The organism is Peribacillus folii (assembly GCF_030271255.1).
Lineage (GTDB): Bacteria > Bacillota > Bacilli > Bacillales > DSM-1321 > Peribacillus.
Window position 1 is genome coordinate 154,051 of the sequence record NZ_JASJOM010000003.1, and the last position, 16,995, is coordinate 171,045.

The window sequence follows — 16,995 nt, forward strand, 5'->3', positions numbered from 1 at the left end:
ATGAAAGGTGATTAATAAATATAGAGAGGAATACAATTCTTATGTCTTTACCAATCCTTCCAACCATAAGTACAGCCTTCATTGTATTAAGTGCCATCACTGTTGCAATAGGGTGGTATCAAATTAAACAACGTAAAATCGAGACTCATAAAAAAACGATGATGGTAGCAGCCGTTTTTGCGGTGATCTTTTTCGCCATCTACCTTTCCAGAACGGTGTTTATCGGCAGTACGTCATTTGGCGGGCCAGATGACATAAAAATTTATTACACGATCTTTTTGATCTTTCACATCACGCTTGCCACAACTGGAGCTGTATTGGGAATCATCATGCTTACCACTGGATTTAAAGGGAATTTTGCCATTCATAAAAAAATCGGACCTACGACGAGTATCATTTGGTTTTTCACAGGAATTACGGGTGTGGCCGTTTACATCCTGCTTTATGTCATATATCATGGCGGAGAGACAACCTCTTTGATAAAGGCGATTTTAGGATTTTAAAATGACGAAAAAGCCTGGTGCAAAAAGCATCAGGCTTTTGTATTAAGTACATATAGGTAGACGGGATTAGCTAATTCGCACTGAGCTTTTCTTGAAAGCTATTACAGGCCGTTGAACTGTGTAAGTTCTTCCTTCACCTGTGCAAGGATTTTTTCACATTGTTTGACAAGGGATGGAGGGAAATCCTCACCTTCGCCATATTCGACTCCGTGCGGATAATAGTGCTTTCCCAGGAGCGGAACCATTAGTTTGATGACCGCCCTGTGGGCCCCGACATCGCCTTCTGTAGCATAGCCAAGTATTCGCAGGTAAAAGGTGCCTTCTTTTAATTCGAATTTACGATCGTAGCTCACTCTTTCGTAATCCCATTGTTCTGCACGAATTAAACCATATTGCGGCATCAGGTCATCTAATCGGTTTAGGTCGGCTGTGATATTTTCGATTCCAAAGCTTTCAAATTTCACGAGTAGTACCTCCCATGTTCAGTATTTGAGAATGAAAATGACATACCGGGACAATATTATGTAAAGAATATATAAAAAATCTCCAAGTATGTTTATAATATACCATTTTATCCTATATTTTATAATAGTACGAATTGCTGGAAGTTGCAATGAACAAACCGATGTAATCCAATCATTCGCAAATGTGCCGCTTGTGGATAAATTTAATGAAGCGTCAGCTTATCGTAAATTAGAAAATAATGATTGAACAGTGATATAATCAAGTTAGGTAAGAATGGCTTTAGCATAGGATACATAAAATAGATAGAGAGAGGGTGTGTTCCTCTGCGCAGATTAGGTAAGGTTTTGGTGTTGATCATTATTTTTTTCGTTATCGGTATTTATCTTAACATCGGCAATGAAGATGAAGGAAACCCTCTTATTGATGGTGACAAAGGTGTCAACCCCAATGAACATATAAATGAAAAGTCCACTATCTCGGAAAAGGCGAGGGCGCCTGAAGCAACTGAAGGTCTTGCTGTAACAATCGGGAAAAATGCAAACGAGATTGAAGAGAAATTCGGCGAGCCTGACCGAATTGATCTGTCGGCTTACGGATATGAATGGTGGGTCTATAAAAAGGATTATAGCCATTATTTTCAATTAGCGGTTGAAGCGGGGAAAGTGGTGTCTGTATACGTAATCGGTGAGAAGGTTAATGTGGCTCCTTTTAAAATCGGGCAAACCCTTGATGAGATCTATTCCAGCTTGTATGTGGAACCAACTGTTGATATTGAAGTCGATGACAGTTCCTATCGATTTGAATTGTCTGAGGAAGATATGAACATGAGGCCGTTGATCAAACTGGGGAACATTCATGTTCAGCTGTATCTGGATAAATTCACAGGTACCGTATCGAGCATCCGATTCTTGAATGATTCCGCCCTTTTAAAGCAGCAGCCCTACGAGTTGACCTATCATGGTAAACTGCCGAGTGCCGAGCTGCTATCTCAAGAAGACTTGGAGAAGGTGGAGGATGGAAATGAACAGCAAATTTTCGATATCACGAATATCATGCGCAGCAGATTCGGTTTGAAGCCCCTGGAATGGGATGTTCCTGCAGCGGAGGTTGCATATCTTCATAGCAGGGAGATGACAGACTCGACTGAGGGAACCCATGTTTCGGAAGCGAAAGGCGATTTGGAAAAACGCCTTGATGCTGGTCATGTTACGTATAAGGCAGCCGGTGAGAATATTGCCGCTAAATATGTAGACGCAGCAGCGGTGATGGAAGGCTGGCTCAATAGTAAGGGTCATCGTGATACGATGCTGAGTGAAGAATTTACCGGTCTTGGTGTTGGCGTTTATAAAAAGTATTACACCCAGAATTTCATAAAAAAATAATAAAACGGATCCGCTCTGGGTCCGTTTTATTATTTTCTCGTTTCTTTCATTTCCAAGATGAAAAAATTCCCTGTTGAAACAGCGCAAAGTTCCCCATCATCACGGTGAACCTTCCCCTCGATGATGATCGTTTTGCTTCCCATATGGATTAATTCGCATGTACAAGTCAATACTTCTCCAATCGAAGGTTTAACATATCTTACCTGGATATCCGTAGTAACGGTCGCATACCCTATCGGAACGGTCGAACCGGCAAGTGTGCCCATGGCCGTATCAATGAGCGTGGCCAGCATCCCGCCATGGGTGATGTTCAACTCATTATGTACAAGAGGTGTATTGGGCATGGTCATCGTAAGTTTCGTCCCCTCATTGCTTACATTCTTATTTAATTCAAGCAGGCTGGAAATATAGGAATATTTATTTTGCACCCTTCTTGCTTTCAATCCTGAGATTAATCCGGCTAATATGGATAATTCCTTTGTGTCCGCAGACTCTGCAAGCTCTTGAAATTCTTTGATCAAATCAATTGAATCCGTCATGTAAATCCCTCCTTTATTCCTGTTATTATACTATAAAGAAATGAATTACATCAGGAAATGAAGGGATGCACTTTTTATTTACCTGCTGCATATGGTGAAATAGGCGATGTCTAAGTGTGAGGTGAGAGTAATGGCAAAAAAAAAGCGCCCCTCCGTGGATAGATTTCGGGAGTTTGTCAAGGAACATCCTTATTTAGTGAACGAAGTGAGAAGCAAGCAAGCGACATGGCAGGAACTTTTTGAGGAATGGTATTTACTCGGTGAAGAACATCCACGCTGGCGGGCTGAAGGCAAATTGCAGGATCCGATAGTGAATGCAGGATCCCCATCACAGCCGATGGAAAAGGAAGAGAGTACGGAGCTGCTCGGTTCGATCATGAGTGCAGTCAAAAATATGGATATGGGGCAGATTCAGCAATATATCACGAATGCCAATCAGGCAATTGGAGCCATCCAAGGAGTTCTCTCGGCTTTTCAGGGGAATAAATCAGGTGATTCCCCCCCTCCTTCAAAAGAAAAGGAGCAAAGATCCAACCCTTTTATATTCACAAAAGACTAAGGAGGGATTGGCATGCGTCAGAACATATATGAATTCATTCAAACCAATGAAGATATGCGAAATTACCTGCGAATTCAACCCGCTTGGTACAAAAGATTGATGCGTAATCCACATGAAGTGGATGTATTTGAAACCGAGGCCAAATATTACTTCGAGAAGTCGATCCCCCATCGTGTTTCCAAATTTTCGGAAAGTGTTCAGGTTGCCTCGATGATGCTTCATATGTTTCAAGCAATGAATACTTCAAGTGAATGAAGAAAAAAAGAGTAAATTACTCCTTTTGGCTAACAATAAAGGCAAAAGGGGGAAGATGGGATGAAAAAAATAATTTTGGGTCTGGCAGTGTTGATGGCAGTGGCGGGTTGCGGCAAGAAAATACCCGAACCTGAAAATGCAAAAGTGGCTATACAGGATGTATCAACCCTAAAAGCTGCCACCACTGTATCAAGCATTCGAAATTCAGATGAGGATTTTCGGGTGAAAACGTTTGTAAAGGGCAATGCCGTTTATGTAGAGTGCTACTTGAAAAACTATGGTTTTTCAAACGAGAATGGTGAAAATGCGGCAACGGTGTCCGTATATATTGATAATGATAAAAAAGTCGATATGAAAACGGCAGCATTTATTGTAAAGGATGTCCCGAGTGGCATGCATAAAATGAAGCTTGAGATATTGGATGGTTCTGGAAAGAAAACGGGACTGCAAAAAGAGTTTGAGGTACATATCACTTCTTCGCTCTAATTAAACCATTAGCATCTGTAAGGGAGTAATGGTAAAATGAAGGTGGAGGTGAGCTTGTTCATGCTTGCTACTATGGAAATCATCGACATTCTGCAACAGGCTGATGGATTGGCTGAAATGATCCTTCATTCTGATATAGGGGAAGAATATCTCCTTAGTTTATATAAATTACAAAGTGACAAAGAGGCACAGCGGAAAATCTCGAAGTTTACTTCTTTAAAGGATCTTTTTGAGGATGTTCAAAGGTTCGGTAAGTATCACCCTGATTATAAGCGCATCAATTTGGAAACGAGGGAAGCTAAACGAGATATGGATATGCACGATACAGTTGCCGATTTTAAGAGGGCGGAGACAGAACTGCAGTCCGTTCTTGATGAAATAAGCGGAAGGATCGGCCGTGCGGTTTCCGAGCAGGTCAAAACGCCTGCGGGCAATCCATTTTTTGTATCTTCGGGTGGGTGTTCTACCGGAAGCTGTGGCACGGGCGGAAGCTGTGGGTGCTCCGCTTAAATTGCCCGCTTTGACAGCAGCGCAACAAAGCCGCCGGATCTTCGTATCCGGTGGCTTTTTGTGTGCGGAACTTATAAAACGCCGATCATGGTCAACTGCGAAAAAGGATACAATCCGGACATAGGTTACCGCAGCAAAACATCTTTTTCTGAGGAACAAAAAAACGATGGCGAAAAACATGGATATGCTCTTCCTGCCTAACGAAAATGGTTTCGCAATGGAGCTGTTTGCCGCGCATTGAATGGCTTGCCGCTTTTTTTATGAGATAAATAAGCAACCGTTCATCGCCAGAATGATAATGGATATAAAGGAAGGGAATACCTGTGAACTTCTTCACCGAAGCCTCCGTTATTTCATCATGTGACAGAAGGCGAGTAATAAATTGATGCCAAATTGGATCTAAATCCATCGTTTTGTGAGCTCCCTTCCGGCATGTATATTCTTAATTGTGAGAGAATTTCGTTTATAATCTTTTTTCTTGGTTGAAAGTGAAGATTCTGCTATGCTACACTTAGTTAAAACCTTTATAAAAGGGAGTTATCGAGATATGCTTGGAGCGAGACAAGGAATCATCGTCTATTTACATACATTAAAACAAGCAAAAATGCTTAGGAAATTCGGGAATATCCATTATGTATCGAAAAAATTGAAATATGTGGTCCTTTATACGAATATGGATGAAGTGGAGCCATTAGTGGAAAAACTGAACAATTATTCGTTCGTAAAAAAAGTGGACCTTTCGTATAAACCCTTCTTGAAGGTGGAATTCGAAAACTCCAAACCGGATAAGGCGAAGGAATACGATTATAAGATGGGGATTTGAAAAAACTGACTCAGCAGGAGTCAGTTTTTTTTTAGCCTAAAGGTGGAAGGTACCTATTCATGCGCAAAATGCCGATTAAATGTTGATAGTAAAGCTCGGTTTCTGCAAAAAGCACCGAGGGTTTAACATCGATTTCAATGATGGGCTTTTCCAGTTCTTCAGCCAGCCCTTCAAAAAGCTCATAACGTTTATTTTTGGTAATATGCGGGTTTGGTATCCCTTCACGGCAAATGTAAAGCGGTTGGAATTTTCCTGGGTCTGTAGGCTGTAAGACGATGACCGGGGAGGTCACCTTTTTATCGTTTATGGTTGTATTCAGCGCTAAAAGCCTGATGACACGATGTTTTTGGTTGCGTCCTACCTCAAGCAGTTCATAGATATCAGAATGTCCATGTCCAAGTTCAATAAAACGTTGAATCAATTAAACCTCTCCTAACTAGCTTATTATTCATTACTTTATCATTTTCCCCCTTAAAAGAGAAGGGGGCAACTTCATTTATGGCTGAATCTTGGCATGGGATAAAATTAAAAAAAGCCCTGCAAAAAATTTGCAGGGTCCTTCTATGTCTAACTATGGACCAGAAGGCAAAGGGAGAGGAGAAACCGGAGGAAGAACTTATGGGGAAACGTAAGCCTTCTCCGCGGTTGGCAACAACACCTAAAAAGGAATGTTGTTAATCTTATTATGGCCAAAATTTGTTATCTTATTCAAATTGAAAAAGATTTCTAAAGAATGAATGTATCTTGTCGCCAAAAGTTAAACCGTAAGCGTGGACCTATCACGCCATAAAGGAATCGGAATAAATATTGGTTTGCTTTTTCGAATATGTTAGGATAGGAAAGTAACAGAAATTTGTCATAAAATGTGGTGAGAATGATGAGGGTCGTTTCCGGAATATGTAAAGGGAGACCACTTAAGGCTGTACCGGGTATGGGAACCCGGCCTACTACGGATAAAGTGAAGGAATCCATTTTTAATATGATTGGACCTTATTTCGAAGGAGGATTGGTCCTCGACTTGTTTGCAGGCAGCGGCGGCCTTGGAATTGAAGCGTTAAGCAGGGGCATGGATAAAGCCATATTTGTTGATCGCGACTTTAAAGCAAATCAAACGGTTAAGGCCAATTTGGAGCTATGTAGGTTTACTGATCGTGCAGAAGTATACAAAAATGATTCAGAACGTGCTTTGAAAGCCTTGGCCAAGAGGGAAATGGCGTTTGAGTTGATTTTTCTTGATCCTCCGTATAAGAAACAAAAGCTTGTGGAAATTTTGGAAGAAATACATAAATACCGATTATTGAGCGATAGGGGATATATTGTTTGTGAGCATGGCCATGATGTTACGTTGCCTGATTGTGTTGCTGGCTTTACCGTTAAGCGGAAAGAGGTTTATGGGGTCATCGCGGTTACGATTTATCAATGGGGAAACGTACACGAACAGGGGGAACTATGAATGTCCAAAATAGCGATTTGTCCAGGAAGTTTTGATCCGATAACATTTGGTCATCTTGATATCATTCAAAGGGGAGCGAATGTTTTCGATGAGGTATATGTCGTCATTGTGAATAATTCAGCGAAGAATTCACTTTTTTCCGTGGAAGAGAGGCTGGAATTGATTACGGAAGCAACGAAACATATGCCGAATGTTAAAGTGGATTTTTATCAAGGATTGACCGTCGACTATGCTGAAAGTGTATCCGCCAACGCCATCATCAGGGGATTAAGGGCGACCTCCGACTTTGAATACGAAATGCAGGGAACTTCGATGAATCGCTTCCTAAACAGTAAAATTGAGTCATTCTTTATCATGACGAAAAATCAATATTCTTTCTTGAGTTCAAGTATCGTAAAAGAGGTCGCGAAATATGGTGGAGATATCTCCGAACTAGTTCCGCCTGTCGTCCAGGAAGCCTTGGCCAAAAAGAATGCACAACAGTAAGAATGAAAAAAGAGCATTGCTGCTGCGCAATGCTTTTTTTTGTTTATGATAAGCCTTTGAATAGCCTTTTTGTGAATATGATAATGTAAAGGACGAGAAACATAAGGGTGAGGAGTGGACCTAGATCCACCATATATTGGTAAAGTGAGTTTGCCTGTTCGCCTGTCCCGCTTACTGGAAAGGCATGAACCGGGCTGCCGCCCTCCTTCGTGCTTCTATAGAATGGTCCCCAAAGCAATACAGTGATCATGGATGCCATAAAACCATGCGCTACTCTGGCAAGGAAAAATGGCAAGAAACGGATATCGGTGGACGCTATTATACTGGCAACCTGTGCCTGAATGCTGAAACCGTTGAATGCCAGGATGAAGCTTGTCATCACTGTCTGCTGGAAAAGACTCGCATCTTCTACGGCACTGGTCAACTTTGAACCAAGGGTCATTTCAAACATGCCTGAAATGAACGGGAGGCTTAAGGAGTCCGGGAAATTAAAGGTGTATAAGATACCCCCGACCCAGGATGCAAGCAGTCCGGTTATATTCATGTGAAATAAAAGCTTGTTAACCACCGAAAAGAGAATGATGAATCCCCCGATCATCAATAGCGTTTGAATGGAAGATAAAACGGCGTCCCCTAGCAAACTCCCAAAGGGTCTTGTTTCCTTTATTCGCGTTCTGTGCATCTCGCTAAAGGCTTGTCTGAGGGAAGGGAGCTTGGTCATGGATTTTGCATGGGATTGTTCTTCTTTTCGCCGGTAAAAACGCATGATGATTCCTACTAAAAAATTCCCGATATAGTGGGAGAGAGCAAGGATGATCCCTAAATGAGGATTATGGAAAAAGCCTACGGCTACGGCAACGAACAGAAACAACGGATTGGATGAATTGGTGAAACAAACGAGTCTTTCCGCTTCAATTCGGGTCAATTGCTCCTCCTGGCGCAGCCTTACCGTGAATTTTGCACCTGCCGGGAAGCCTGATGCGAGTCCCATTGCCCAAACGAATCCCCCCACACCGGGTACACGGAACAAGGGGCGCATGAGGGGTTCGAGCATGACCCCGATGAACTTCACTACCCCGAAACTGATCAATAGCTCCGATAAGATCAAAAATGGAAGAAGGGAAGGGAAAACAATTTTCCACCACATATTCAGCCCGCCTGTGGAGGCTTCAAAGGATTCTTGGGGGAAAATGATCAAGCCGACTGCCAGCATCGTGAAGAAGGTGGCCAACAGTATTGTTTTCGATTTTGATTTAAGCAAAATTCAGCCTCCTTTTGAAGGTTACTAAATAAGGGCAGTCCGTTACGTATATAATAAAATATGACCTTTCATTTTCTCGAAAAGAAAGGGGCAGGATGCAATGTGATCTGCACTGCTCACGTCCAATCAGGCAACTTCGTGCAGTGCAATGCAGAGTCAATTACTTCATTAAACCACAAGGGACAAATATTTCTTCGCCAAGCTTGTTTCACTGTCAATATAAATAATATGCTTCTATAAATCCGTTTAAGACCATAACTTTGAATGAGTTGTATTTTTAATCTTTTTCAACAGGGGGGATATCTTTGTCGGAACCAAAGATCGGGCTCGCTCTTGGATCGGGAGGAGCGAGGGGATTTGCACATATTGGAGTGATAAAGGTATTGAAGCAGGAAGGAATTCCAATCGACATGATTGCCGGGAGCAGCATGGGAGCGATGGTAGCGGCCTTTTATGGGGCTGGTTCGGACATTGAACGGCTGTATAAGCTTTCTCGTGCTTTCAAACGAAAATACTATCTGGATTTTACCATACCCAAAATGGGGTTCATTTCAGGGAAACGAACCAAGGAATTGATCAGGGTATTTACATATGGTAAGAATTTTGAAGAACTCGATATTCCTATAGCTGTTGTCGCCACTGATATAAAAACGGGAGATAAGGTCATTTTTCAGGAAGGCCCCATCGCTCCTGCAGTCAGGGCAAGCATTTCGATTCCCGGGATATTCATCCCCGAGAGGATTGGAACAAGGCTTCTTGTGGATGGCGGGGTCGTTGACAGGGTTCCCGTTTCTGTCGTGAAGGAGATGGGTGCCGACATCATAATCGGCGTGGACGTCGCCCATGTGAAACAGGATATGGAGATAAACTCGATTTACGATGTTATCATGCAAAGCCTCGACATCCTGCAGATGGAGCTTGTTAAAAGCAGGGAATTTGCTTCGGATATCATGATACGCCCAAGGGTCGAGAAATACAGTTCTAAATCATTTACAAACGTACAGGAAATAATTAGTATTGGAGAAGAAGCGGCAAAAGGAAAGATTGATCAAATTAAACAAAGCATTGTTACTTGGAAGGAGTCCTTTGAAGATGAACCGTAAAATGTATGTGCGCACTTTCCTGGTGGTTGTTATACTTCTCATAGCGTCGGCACTTTATTCCCTACCTTTTTATGTATCAAAACCAGGAATGGCAAAAGAATTGGAGCCGATCATAGAGGTTTCAGGCGGGGATGAAGCAAAAGGGAGCTTTATGTTGACTACGGTTAGGATGGGCAGGGCGAATATTTATTCCTATTTGCTGGCGAAATGGAGCAAATATCAGGAGCTTTATCCGGAAACCTCGATCAGGAGCGCAGACGAAACGGATGAAGAATATAACATTAGGCAATTGCACTTAATGGATGGTTCAAAAAATAATGCAATTCAGATCGCATATGAAAAAGCAGGTAAAGAAGTCGATTATGAATATTTAGGTGTATATGTTTTGGACGTGCTTAAGGGGATGCCTGCTGCAAAGGAACTGAAGGCGGGCGACCAGATCATTCAGGTCGATGATCTTAAATTCAAGTCTGCACAAGAATTCATGGCTTATATTAACGGGAAGAAAGCCGGCGAAAAAGTGGAGTTGGTGTATAAGCGGGAAGAGACGGAGAAAAAAGCCATTTTAACCTTGCAGCGTTTTAAAGATGATCCCAACAGGGTTGGCATAGGCATTTCACTCGATGACAACCGGAAAGTGACAACAAAGCCGGCAATCGCCATAGATTCGGAACAAATAGGCGGTCCTTCTGCAGGATTGATGTTTTCCTTGGAAATATACAATCAATTGACGGAAGGAGACCTTACGAAAGGCTATGATATTGCCGGTACTGGAACGATGTCGGATGATGGGTCAGTCGGCCCGATTGGCGGGATCCAGCAAAAAATCGTGGCTGCCGATAAGTCCGGAGCGGAAATTTTCTTTGCACCAAATGAAAACGGAGCATCGGGATCGAATTATGAAGATGCACTTATGGCAGCGAAGGATATCGGTACCGAGATGAAAATTGTCCCTGTCGATACCTTTGATGATGCTATAGTCTATTTGAAAAAGTTAAAAGAAAAATGAAAAAAAGCGCAGGCAGGTCATCTGTTTGCGCTTTTTTTCACATCCCGGTTTATGGGGAATGTTCGAATTCGTTTTGCATCATTAAATGATGATGGGTGCGGCATATTCCCTTTCCATCAGGCTGGCTTGAGAATGCCCGGATAATCCAAGTGCATATACCTGTGCTGCCCGTACGTCCATTTCAATGTCCTCCTTTTGATGGGCAGACAATTTCGATATGAGTGGGAGCGGCAAGTTCTTCTTGACGGTGTGCAAATACTCCCGTCCCCTGCCATTCATGCCAAGGAGCCTGAAATAGGTCGGGAGGTGAGTATCAGCCATTTGTTCTTTTAAAGTATGTGTTAATATATGGACACACATCCGTTGGAGCCGTGTCCATGTATAGCGTTTCGTTTTTAGCGCCGTCATGAACTGGGAAAAGGTAACAGCGGTTTTAGCCATCTGCTTGATTCGATGTTCTATCCCTTCCTCGATTTCATAAACCGTTGCCAATTCGGCTAAAGAAGTAGAAAGGATCCGGTACTTCAATAGCGGCCAATACATCTCCCAATCGTGCAATGAACGGTAGCTGGTTAGGTATTGCTCCAGCCCGCTTCTTGTCGGGTGGGGAACATAGCTTGAAACGGAATCCAAGCCTTTGCCCTGGTTTTCGTGGATCGCTTTACGAATCCCTGTCGCGCTGGCAATGGAATCATTCGATAAATCAGTATCATGGAACCCGGCAGCAACCCTTTGAATCGTATAGGGACGGATCGAAAAACCGTTAGTGAAGGCAGCACTTACATATTCCTTACCAAGGATGTTATTGGGCTTCGTTAAATCCAGGGCCCCCTCCTCCTTGATAATTGCTTGATAAGCCATGGCAGCACTTGCCGGATAGCTATTTCCGGCTTCCATGGCCAGCTTGACCGCATCATTGAATGGTGCCGATCGATCCGAAATGATTTTATGCGCGGTGATGAATGGATCAATCCTGCCATCCTCACTCCCGAAACAAAAAGAGCCGCAGCCAATATACTCGAGAAGGGCTATGGAACCTCTAGCAAAAATCTCCGCCTTCTGCGTTGCGAAAGCGTAAGGGAGTTCGATGACAAGATCGATGCCGCCTTGCAGGGCCATGGCGGCACGGGCCCATTTGCTGACCAAGGCAGGCTCGCCTCGTTGTAAAAAGGGCCCGCTCATGACGGCAACCACGATATCCGCCCCCGTCTCTTCCCTGCTTTTTCTTGCATGTAAAACATGTCCATTATGAAAAGGGTTATATTCGACTACTAATCCGCAAGCTTTCATTGATTCACCTCAGAGAAAAACTTTGTATTTTTTCAACTTAGTGCTAAAATAGTATTTCAAGTAAGATTCTATGATGTTTCATCGTGATTTTTCGTTCAAAAAGGAATCCGGAATTTTGGATAATCAGTTAGGATGACTACATTATAGTGTAAAGAAAAAATATTGACAAACTTATAATTGAAAGCTATAATTATTTTTGTTGCCTTGAGGTGATTTCATTTGAAATGGACGATTAGTCAACTTCAAAAAATTCGGGACAAAGATTTACGGTTTGATGAACTGGTGGATGTCTTAGACATTAGAGAAAGAGACCCGCAAATTCGCGATGTTTCTCCGATCAGAGTAGCAGGAAGGGCTGATATCAGCTCGACCGAGATTACTTTTCACTTGCATCTTACAGGTGAATTGACATTACCTTGCTCCCGTACACTGGTAGACGTAAAATATCCGATTGATATTGATACAAAGGAAACCTTCCTTTTGAATGCAGATGGCGCTGATTTCTTCGGAGATGATGTCACTGTTGTGGAAGGTGACGTTGTAGACCTAATACCGGTAATTAAAGAAAATTTATTGCTAGAAATTCCGATGCAGGTTTTTTGTGAGGATGTCGATTCAAATGAAGCTGCTCCTCAATCCGGAAAAGACTGGGCCGTTATTTCAGAAGAGGATAATGCGCATAAGGTTGATCCGAGATTTGCAAAGCTTGCCGACTTTTTTGACAACAATAAAGAATCTTGATTGGAACGAAAAATCGTTAATCCGATTTTTCCAGCTTTTTTATATTTTTTAAGGAGGTGGGAATAATGGCTGTACCTTTTAGAAGAACGTCGAAAACTGTAAAAAGAAAACGTCGTACACACTTCAAGCTTCAAGTACCTGGTATGGTAGAATGCCCAAGCTGTGGTGGAATGACTCTTTCACATCACGTTTGTAAAGAATGTGGAACATACAAAGGAAAAGAAGTTGTCGCAAAATAATTTCTTTTTCTTCTTGAAAGCTTTGCTTTCTTGATGCAACACGCTAATCAAAGCGCAGAGATTTTCTCTGGGCTTTTTTTATAAGCACATTTGGCGGAATATTCGGAACTGTATTGTCGGGACGATGCAGCTTAAGGAGGTGTTTATGTGAATCGGACGATTGAGGTCGAAAAGGATAGGCGCGGCTTTATGAAGGTCATATTTAATAGACCGGAGAAAAGGAATGCCGTTAATTATCGACTGATGGACGAACTGGAAACCGTATTGGCGGAAGCGGCCGATGATGACGAGGTTAAAATGCTAGTACTGACAGGAGCGGGTAACCAAGCCTTCTGCTCAGGTGGGGATTTGAGTGAGTTTCAAGATTTATATACGGAAGAAGCGGCCTTTACTATGTTATCTAGAATGGGCCGGATTCTGCATACACTAGCAGTTTTTCCAAAACCGACACTTGCCTTCATTAATGGCAGCGCTATTGGCGGGGGATGCGAAATAGCGACTGCCTGTGATTTCCGGTTAGCGAAAAGCGGTGTCAAGCTAGGCTTTGTACAAGGGACGCTAGGAATCACTACGGGCTGGGGCGGCGGTTCGCTTTTAGTTGAAAAAATACCAGGGCAAAAGGCGCTGAAGCTATTGATGGATGCAAACATACATAATGCGGAGGAAGCCCAACGATTCGGTTTCATAGATGAGATAGTCGGGGAAGAGGATTGGGCAGATTTTGCAGAGAATTTACTCCGCCGTGAAACAGGGGTATTGGCGGCTTATAAGAAATTGTTGGTCAATAAATGGCTGGAAAGCGGTCTTAAAGGAAGAATGGAGGCTGAGATCCGTGAGTGTGCCAAACTTTGGGCAAGTGATGCACATCATGCTGCGGTCAGCCGTTTCTTAAGCAAGAAAAAATAAAAAATTACTGCCTCTATATTTCTTCTATCTTTCCTAGCAGGTGCATATTATGAATTAAAACTTGCTTAGGAGGTAGAGAGATGTCGATTGCAAGACAAGATGCATGGACCCATGATGAGGATTTGCTGCTGGCTGAAGTGGTATTAAGGCATATACGAGAAGGCAGTACACAATTGAAGGCGTTTGAGGAAGTTGGGAAGCAATTATCAAGAACTTCGGCAGCTTGTGGGTTTCGTTGGAATTCTTGTGTAAGGAAGCAATATAAATCCGGAATCGAGTTGGCGAAGAAACAAAGGAAGGAACAGGCTGTCCCTGAGCCGGAAGCAGAGCAGGTTCCTGTTGCAGCAGCGGAAAATAGCAGGGTTGAACAAGAGGAGTCCCGAGAGGAAGTACAAGATTCTATTACGCTTCAGAAGGTAATAATGTATTTAACTAAAATGGATGAATTCTTCCAGATCGATAATGAGGAGAAGGAGAAAATCTCCAATCAATCCCAATATCTTGAACAGGAAAATTGCCGTTTGCAGGAAGAGAATACGCTATTGAGAGAAAACCTGAGAGCTGTGGAAGAAGATTATCGTGCGCTTATGCAAATCATGGAGCGTGCCAGGAAGCTTAGTGTACAAGAGGACGAAAAAACGAACCCGAAAGTGAGATTCCAGATGGATAAGAACGGGAATTTGGAAAGGGTCAACAAATAAAAAAGGCGGGTGGAATAATCCGCCCGCATTTCGTTATTTATTCTTTTGTATCTGTTTCCGTCGAAGCTTGGGTCTCAAATGGGCTCCAGATCAGCGGGTTTTCTCCAAGATCCCGGTCCATATCATAGGAAACGGCAGAAAATCCCATTTTCTTCCAAAAGTCCTGTGAGTGTACTCTTGGATTGGTTTTAATAGGCATGTTCAGGCTTTTGGCGAATTCGACCAAAGCTTTTCCGTAGCCTTTTTTCTGATAGTTAGGGAGGACTTCAAGTTTCCAAAGAACAAGGAAGTCCCTTGCTTGGTCAAAATACTGATCAAATTTAGCGCTTCTTTTGTACAGGCTCATCCTTGCTACAAGTTTGTCGCCGTAAAAGATTCCGTAAAAAGGTGATTGGCTGTCATTTTCAATGATGTTACCCTCTAAATCATCTAGCATTGACAGTTCTTGAATCCCGTATTCTTTGAATTTTTTGAATTCCTCAAGCGTTTTAAAATTTACAAGTAAGCGTTCCACCTTGTATTCCATAAAAAAGCTCCCCCTTAATTCTGATAAACCTCTTCGATAGTGACCTTCGAAAGTCATCCCGCCGCCAGGAACCCATTGGAAACCCGACTGAAGGCTAAATCGAGCATGACATCGATCAATCCATCGTGCTGACTCTTGCATGCAGCCATAGCCATCCATCCCCTCCTCTAGCCTTCGATTGCCTGGCTGGTTTTAGGCTGGAGGTGTTTGCATCCCCTAAAGAGTAAAGAATGGCTAAGCTTTTCGTATCTAATATACCATTAATTCTACGCTTAAAGAAGGAAATAAATCGCCAGTCGTTCAATTAGGGCACTTTCAATTGGATTATTTTCCAGGCTGGGCGCACCAAAGCTTTTTCATATGCCGGTTCCCTGATTTTCGAAGCGAATGGTATGATATTCGATGCAGGTTAAAAAAGAAAATGTGTTAAAATAGTAAATATATTTCAGAAAAGTAAGGAATGGTGACATGCGAATTGGAATCATTGGAGGAGGGGCGATCGGACTGCTATTTGCAGCTCAGTTGAGCGGCAAGCATCGCGTAACGCTCTACACCCGCACGACACATCAGGCTTCGATCATCAATCATGACGGTCTCAGGCTTATTGAAAAGGGTGAGTGCAGGGTACTGGATAACATCATTTCGAAAAACTTGGATGAAGGGATAACCGATCACGACCTTCTTATAGTGACGGTCAAACAATACCAGCTTCCGGACATCATGCATGCAATCGAACACCTTGAGCTACCATTGCTATTCTTGCAGAACGGTTACGGCCATATTGCCCATTTAACGCAGCTGAAATCTCAGGAGATTTATGTGGGGGTGGTGGAGCACGGTGCCTTAAGACATAATGAGAATACAGTGGAGCATACCGGACTTGGCCTTACCAGGGTTGCTTCCTTTAAAGGAGATTTGGATAGGCTCTCATTAGTGAGTGAAAAGAAGGAACGTTTTCCTTTTACGAAGAGCACGGACTATCAATCGATGCTTCTTGATAAACTTGTAGTCAATGCAGTCATCAATCCATTAACTGCTATCCTGCAAGTGGAAAATGGCGGCTTGATCGCCAATGCTTTTTATTATCAATTGTTTCAAGAGCTTTTCGATGAAATCTCCGCGATTCTTGAATTGGACAATAAAGCGGAGTCATTTGAACACGTTAAATCCGTTTGCATGGCAACTGCAGGGAATCGGTCATCGATGCTCAAGGATTTGGAAAAGGGCAGCCAAACGGAAATTGATGCTATATTGGGTCATATACTTTCCGTGGCAAAGGGCAAGGGGAAAGCTGATGGCCTGGCGTCTTCTCTATATAAGATGATCAAGGGGAAAGAGACTCAGGGAGGATGATGATGTGCCGTACGTTGTTTCAAGTCTAGCCGCGATTTTTATTACATTGCCTTTTGTAGGATATATACTTTTTTTTATAGGAGCCAAACAATTCACGAAGAACCATAGACGATCCGTTCAATTTGCGATGGACATGAGTGCGCTGCTTTTCGTAATATCCGTCCATTATTTAATCATAGCCATTTGGGATAAACAAATCCTTTGGGTAATCATGCTGATCATGATCGTCAACGCATTCGTGGTGGTCATGGTTCATTACAAGGTAAAAGAAGAAATCATTTTCCATAAGGTGGTAAAGGGATTTTGGAGGGTGAATTTCGCCTTCTTTTTCGTTGCGTATATTCTATTATTTTCAATCGGATTAATTACAAGTATTACAAAGATCTTTACTACATAAAATAGAAT

Annotated in this window: 24 protein-coding genes; 17 read left to right on the top strand and 7 right to left on the bottom strand. The window is 42.5% G+C overall.

From position 1 onward, the window contains the following. Positions 1-41: 41 nt before the first annotated feature. Positions 42-503, top strand: a complete 462-nt coding sequence (locus tag QNI08_RS05805; protein ID WP_061144079.1) for a DUF420 domain-containing protein — start codon at positions 42-44, stop codon at positions 501-503. Positions 504-604: 101 nt separating this feature from the next. Here QNI08_RS05805 and QNI08_RS05810 read toward each other — a convergent pair whose 3' ends face one another. Continuing rightward, positions 605-967, bottom strand: a complete 363-nt coding sequence (locus QNI08_RS05810; RefSeq protein ID WP_285766488.1) for a YugN family protein — start codon at positions 965-967, stop codon at positions 605-607. Between the two features lie 348 nt (positions 968-1,315). Here QNI08_RS05810 and QNI08_RS05815 point away from each other — a divergent pair, with 348 nt between their 5' ends. Next, positions 1,316-2,350, top strand: a complete 1,035-nt coding sequence (locus tag QNI08_RS05815) for a CAP domain-containing protein (protein ID WP_285766489.1) — start codon at positions 1,316-1,318, stop codon at positions 2,348-2,350. A gap of 29 nt (positions 2,351-2,379) precedes the next feature. On the opposite strand, the gene QNI08_RS05820 is transcribed toward QNI08_RS05815, so the two are convergent. Then, on the bottom strand, positions 2,380-2,889 hold the full coding sequence (locus QNI08_RS05820) for a PaaI family thioesterase (protein ID WP_285766490.1): 510 nt from the start codon (positions 2,887-2,889) through the stop codon (positions 2,380-2,382). Positions 2,890-3,019: 130 nt separating this feature from the next. Here QNI08_RS05820 and QNI08_RS05825 point away from each other — a divergent pair, with 130 nt between their 5' ends. From QNI08_RS05825 to QNI08_RS05840, 4 genes are read left to right on the top strand one after another with little or no spacing between them, the layout of a single operon-like run. After that, positions 3,020-3,448: a YlbD family protein gene (locus QNI08_RS05825; RefSeq protein WP_285766491.1), complete on the top strand. Its 429-nt coding sequence runs from the start codon at positions 3,020-3,022 to the stop codon at positions 3,446-3,448. A 12-nt stretch (positions 3,449-3,460) separates the two neighbouring features. Beyond that, complete coding sequence (locus QNI08_RS05830; RefSeq protein ID WP_285766492.1) at positions 3,461-3,703, top strand: YlbE-like family protein; 243 nt, start codon at positions 3,461-3,463, stop codon at positions 3,701-3,703. A gap of 60 nt (positions 3,704-3,763) precedes the next feature. Continuing rightward, the gene (locus QNI08_RS05835; protein WP_285766493.1) at positions 3,764-4,189 is read left to right on the top strand and encodes a hypothetical protein; all 426 of its coding nucleotides are present in this window, start codon (positions 3,764-3,766) and stop codon (positions 4,187-4,189) included. Positions 4,190-4,249: 60 nt separating this feature from the next. Further along, complete coding sequence (locus QNI08_RS05840; protein WP_285766740.1) at positions 4,250-4,699, top strand: YlbF/YmcA family competence regulator; 450 nt, start codon at positions 4,250-4,252, stop codon at positions 4,697-4,699. A 91-nt stretch (positions 4,700-4,790) separates the two neighbouring features. Here QNI08_RS05840 and QNI08_RS05845 read toward each other — a convergent pair whose 3' ends face one another. Further along, positions 4,791-5,108 (bottom strand): hypothetical protein, encoded by a 318-nt coding sequence (locus QNI08_RS05845; RefSeq protein WP_285766494.1) that lies wholly within the window; start codon positions 5,106-5,108, stop codon positions 4,791-4,793. A gap of 138 nt (positions 5,109-5,246) precedes the next feature. Between QNI08_RS05845 and QNI08_RS05850 the strand changes: the two genes are divergently transcribed. Then, positions 5,247-5,522, top strand: coding sequence for a YlbG family protein (locus QNI08_RS05850; RefSeq protein WP_048684554.1), 276 nt, complete (start codon positions 5,247-5,249; stop codon positions 5,520-5,522). 31 nt (positions 5,523-5,553) lie between these two features. On the opposite strand, the gene QNI08_RS05855 is transcribed toward QNI08_RS05850, so the two are convergent. Continuing rightward, positions 5,554-5,943, bottom strand: coding sequence for a DUF7147 family protein (locus QNI08_RS05855; RefSeq protein WP_285766495.1), 390 nt, complete (start codon positions 5,941-5,943; stop codon positions 5,554-5,556). A 456-nt stretch (positions 5,944-6,399) separates the two neighbouring features. On the opposite strand from QNI08_RS05855, the gene rsmD reads away from it, so the two are divergent. Then, entirely contained in the window at positions 6,400-6,975 is a 576-nt protein-coding gene (gene rsmD / locus QNI08_RS05860) for a 16S rRNA (guanine(966)-N(2))-methyltransferase RsmD (protein ID WP_285766741.1), read from the top strand. Next, positions 6,976-7,461 carry a pantetheine-phosphate adenylyltransferase gene (coaD, locus tag QNI08_RS05865; protein WP_285766496.1) on the top strand — a complete coding sequence of 162 codons (486 nt, stop codon included), beginning with the start codon at positions 6,976-6,978 and terminating at the stop codon, positions 7,459-7,461. Between the two features lie 43 nt (positions 7,462-7,504). Here the strand turns inward: coaD and ylbJ are convergent, their stop codons facing one another. Then, the gene (gene ylbJ, locus QNI08_RS05870; RefSeq protein WP_285766497.1) at positions 7,505-8,722 is read right to left on the bottom strand and encodes a sporulation integral membrane protein YlbJ; all 1,218 of its coding nucleotides are present in this window, start codon (positions 8,720-8,722) and stop codon (positions 7,505-7,507) included. 305 nt (positions 8,723-9,027) lie between these two features. Between ylbJ and QNI08_RS05875 the strand changes: the two genes are divergently transcribed. Next, positions 9,028-9,825: a patatin-like phospholipase family protein gene (locus tag QNI08_RS05875; RefSeq protein ID WP_285766498.1), complete on the top strand. Its 798-nt coding sequence runs from the start codon at positions 9,028-9,030 to the stop codon at positions 9,823-9,825. Further along, positions 9,815-10,834 carry a SepM family pheromone-processing serine protease gene (locus QNI08_RS05880; protein WP_285766499.1) on the top strand — a complete coding sequence of 340 codons (1,020 nt, stop codon included), beginning with the start codon at positions 9,815-9,817 and terminating at the stop codon, positions 10,832-10,834. The genes QNI08_RS05875 and QNI08_RS05880 overlap by 11 nt, the downstream gene beginning before the upstream one ends. Positions 10,835-10,915: 81 nt before the next feature. Here the strand turns inward: QNI08_RS05880 and QNI08_RS05885 are convergent, their stop codons facing one another. Continuing rightward, positions 10,916-12,124, bottom strand: coding sequence for a nucleotidyltransferase (locus QNI08_RS05885; protein WP_285766500.1), 1,209 nt, complete (start codon positions 12,122-12,124; stop codon positions 10,916-10,918). Positions 12,125-12,343: 219 nt separating this feature from the next. Between QNI08_RS05885 and QNI08_RS05890 the strand changes: the two genes are divergently transcribed. From QNI08_RS05890 to QNI08_RS05905, 4 genes are all read left to right on the top strand, one after another. Further along, a complete protein-coding gene (locus QNI08_RS05890) occupies positions 12,344-12,865 on the top strand; it encodes a YceD family protein (RefSeq protein WP_285766501.1) in 522 nt (173 codons plus the stop codon). A 65-nt stretch (positions 12,866-12,930) separates the two neighbouring features. Then, a complete protein-coding gene (rpmF, locus tag QNI08_RS05895; RefSeq protein WP_034313929.1) occupies positions 12,931-13,104 on the top strand; it encodes a 50S ribosomal protein L32 in 174 nt (57 codons plus the stop codon). Between the two features lie 147 nt (positions 13,105-13,251). Then, on the top strand, positions 13,252-14,010 hold the full coding sequence (locus QNI08_RS05900) for an enoyl-CoA hydratase/isomerase family protein (protein WP_285766502.1): 759 nt from the start codon (positions 13,252-13,254) through the stop codon (positions 14,008-14,010). An 80-nt stretch (positions 14,011-14,090) separates the two neighbouring features. Beyond that, on the top strand, positions 14,091-14,711 hold the full coding sequence (locus tag QNI08_RS05905; RefSeq protein ID WP_285766503.1) for an RsfA family transcriptional regulator: 621 nt from the start codon (positions 14,091-14,093) through the stop codon (positions 14,709-14,711). 37 nt (positions 14,712-14,748) lie between these two features. Here the strand turns inward: QNI08_RS05905 and QNI08_RS05910 are convergent, their stop codons facing one another. Then, the gene (locus QNI08_RS05910) at positions 14,749-15,237 is read right to left on the bottom strand and encodes an N-acetyltransferase (RefSeq protein WP_285766504.1); all 489 of its coding nucleotides are present in this window, start codon (positions 15,235-15,237) and stop codon (positions 14,749-14,751) included. Positions 15,238-15,705: 468 nt separating this feature from the next. On the opposite strand from QNI08_RS05910, the gene QNI08_RS05915 reads away from it, so the two are divergent. Together QNI08_RS05915 and QNI08_RS05920 are read left to right on the top strand one after the other, a co-directional pair. Continuing rightward, a complete protein-coding gene (locus tag QNI08_RS05915) occupies positions 15,706-16,590 on the top strand; it encodes a 2-dehydropantoate 2-reductase (RefSeq protein ID WP_285766505.1) in 885 nt (294 codons plus the stop codon). Between the two features lie 4 nt (positions 16,591-16,594). Further along, positions 16,595-16,987, top strand: a complete 393-nt coding sequence (locus QNI08_RS05920; RefSeq protein ID WP_285766506.1) for a DUF3397 domain-containing protein — start codon at positions 16,595-16,597, stop codon at positions 16,985-16,987. Positions 16,988-16,995 lie beyond the last annotated feature (8 nt).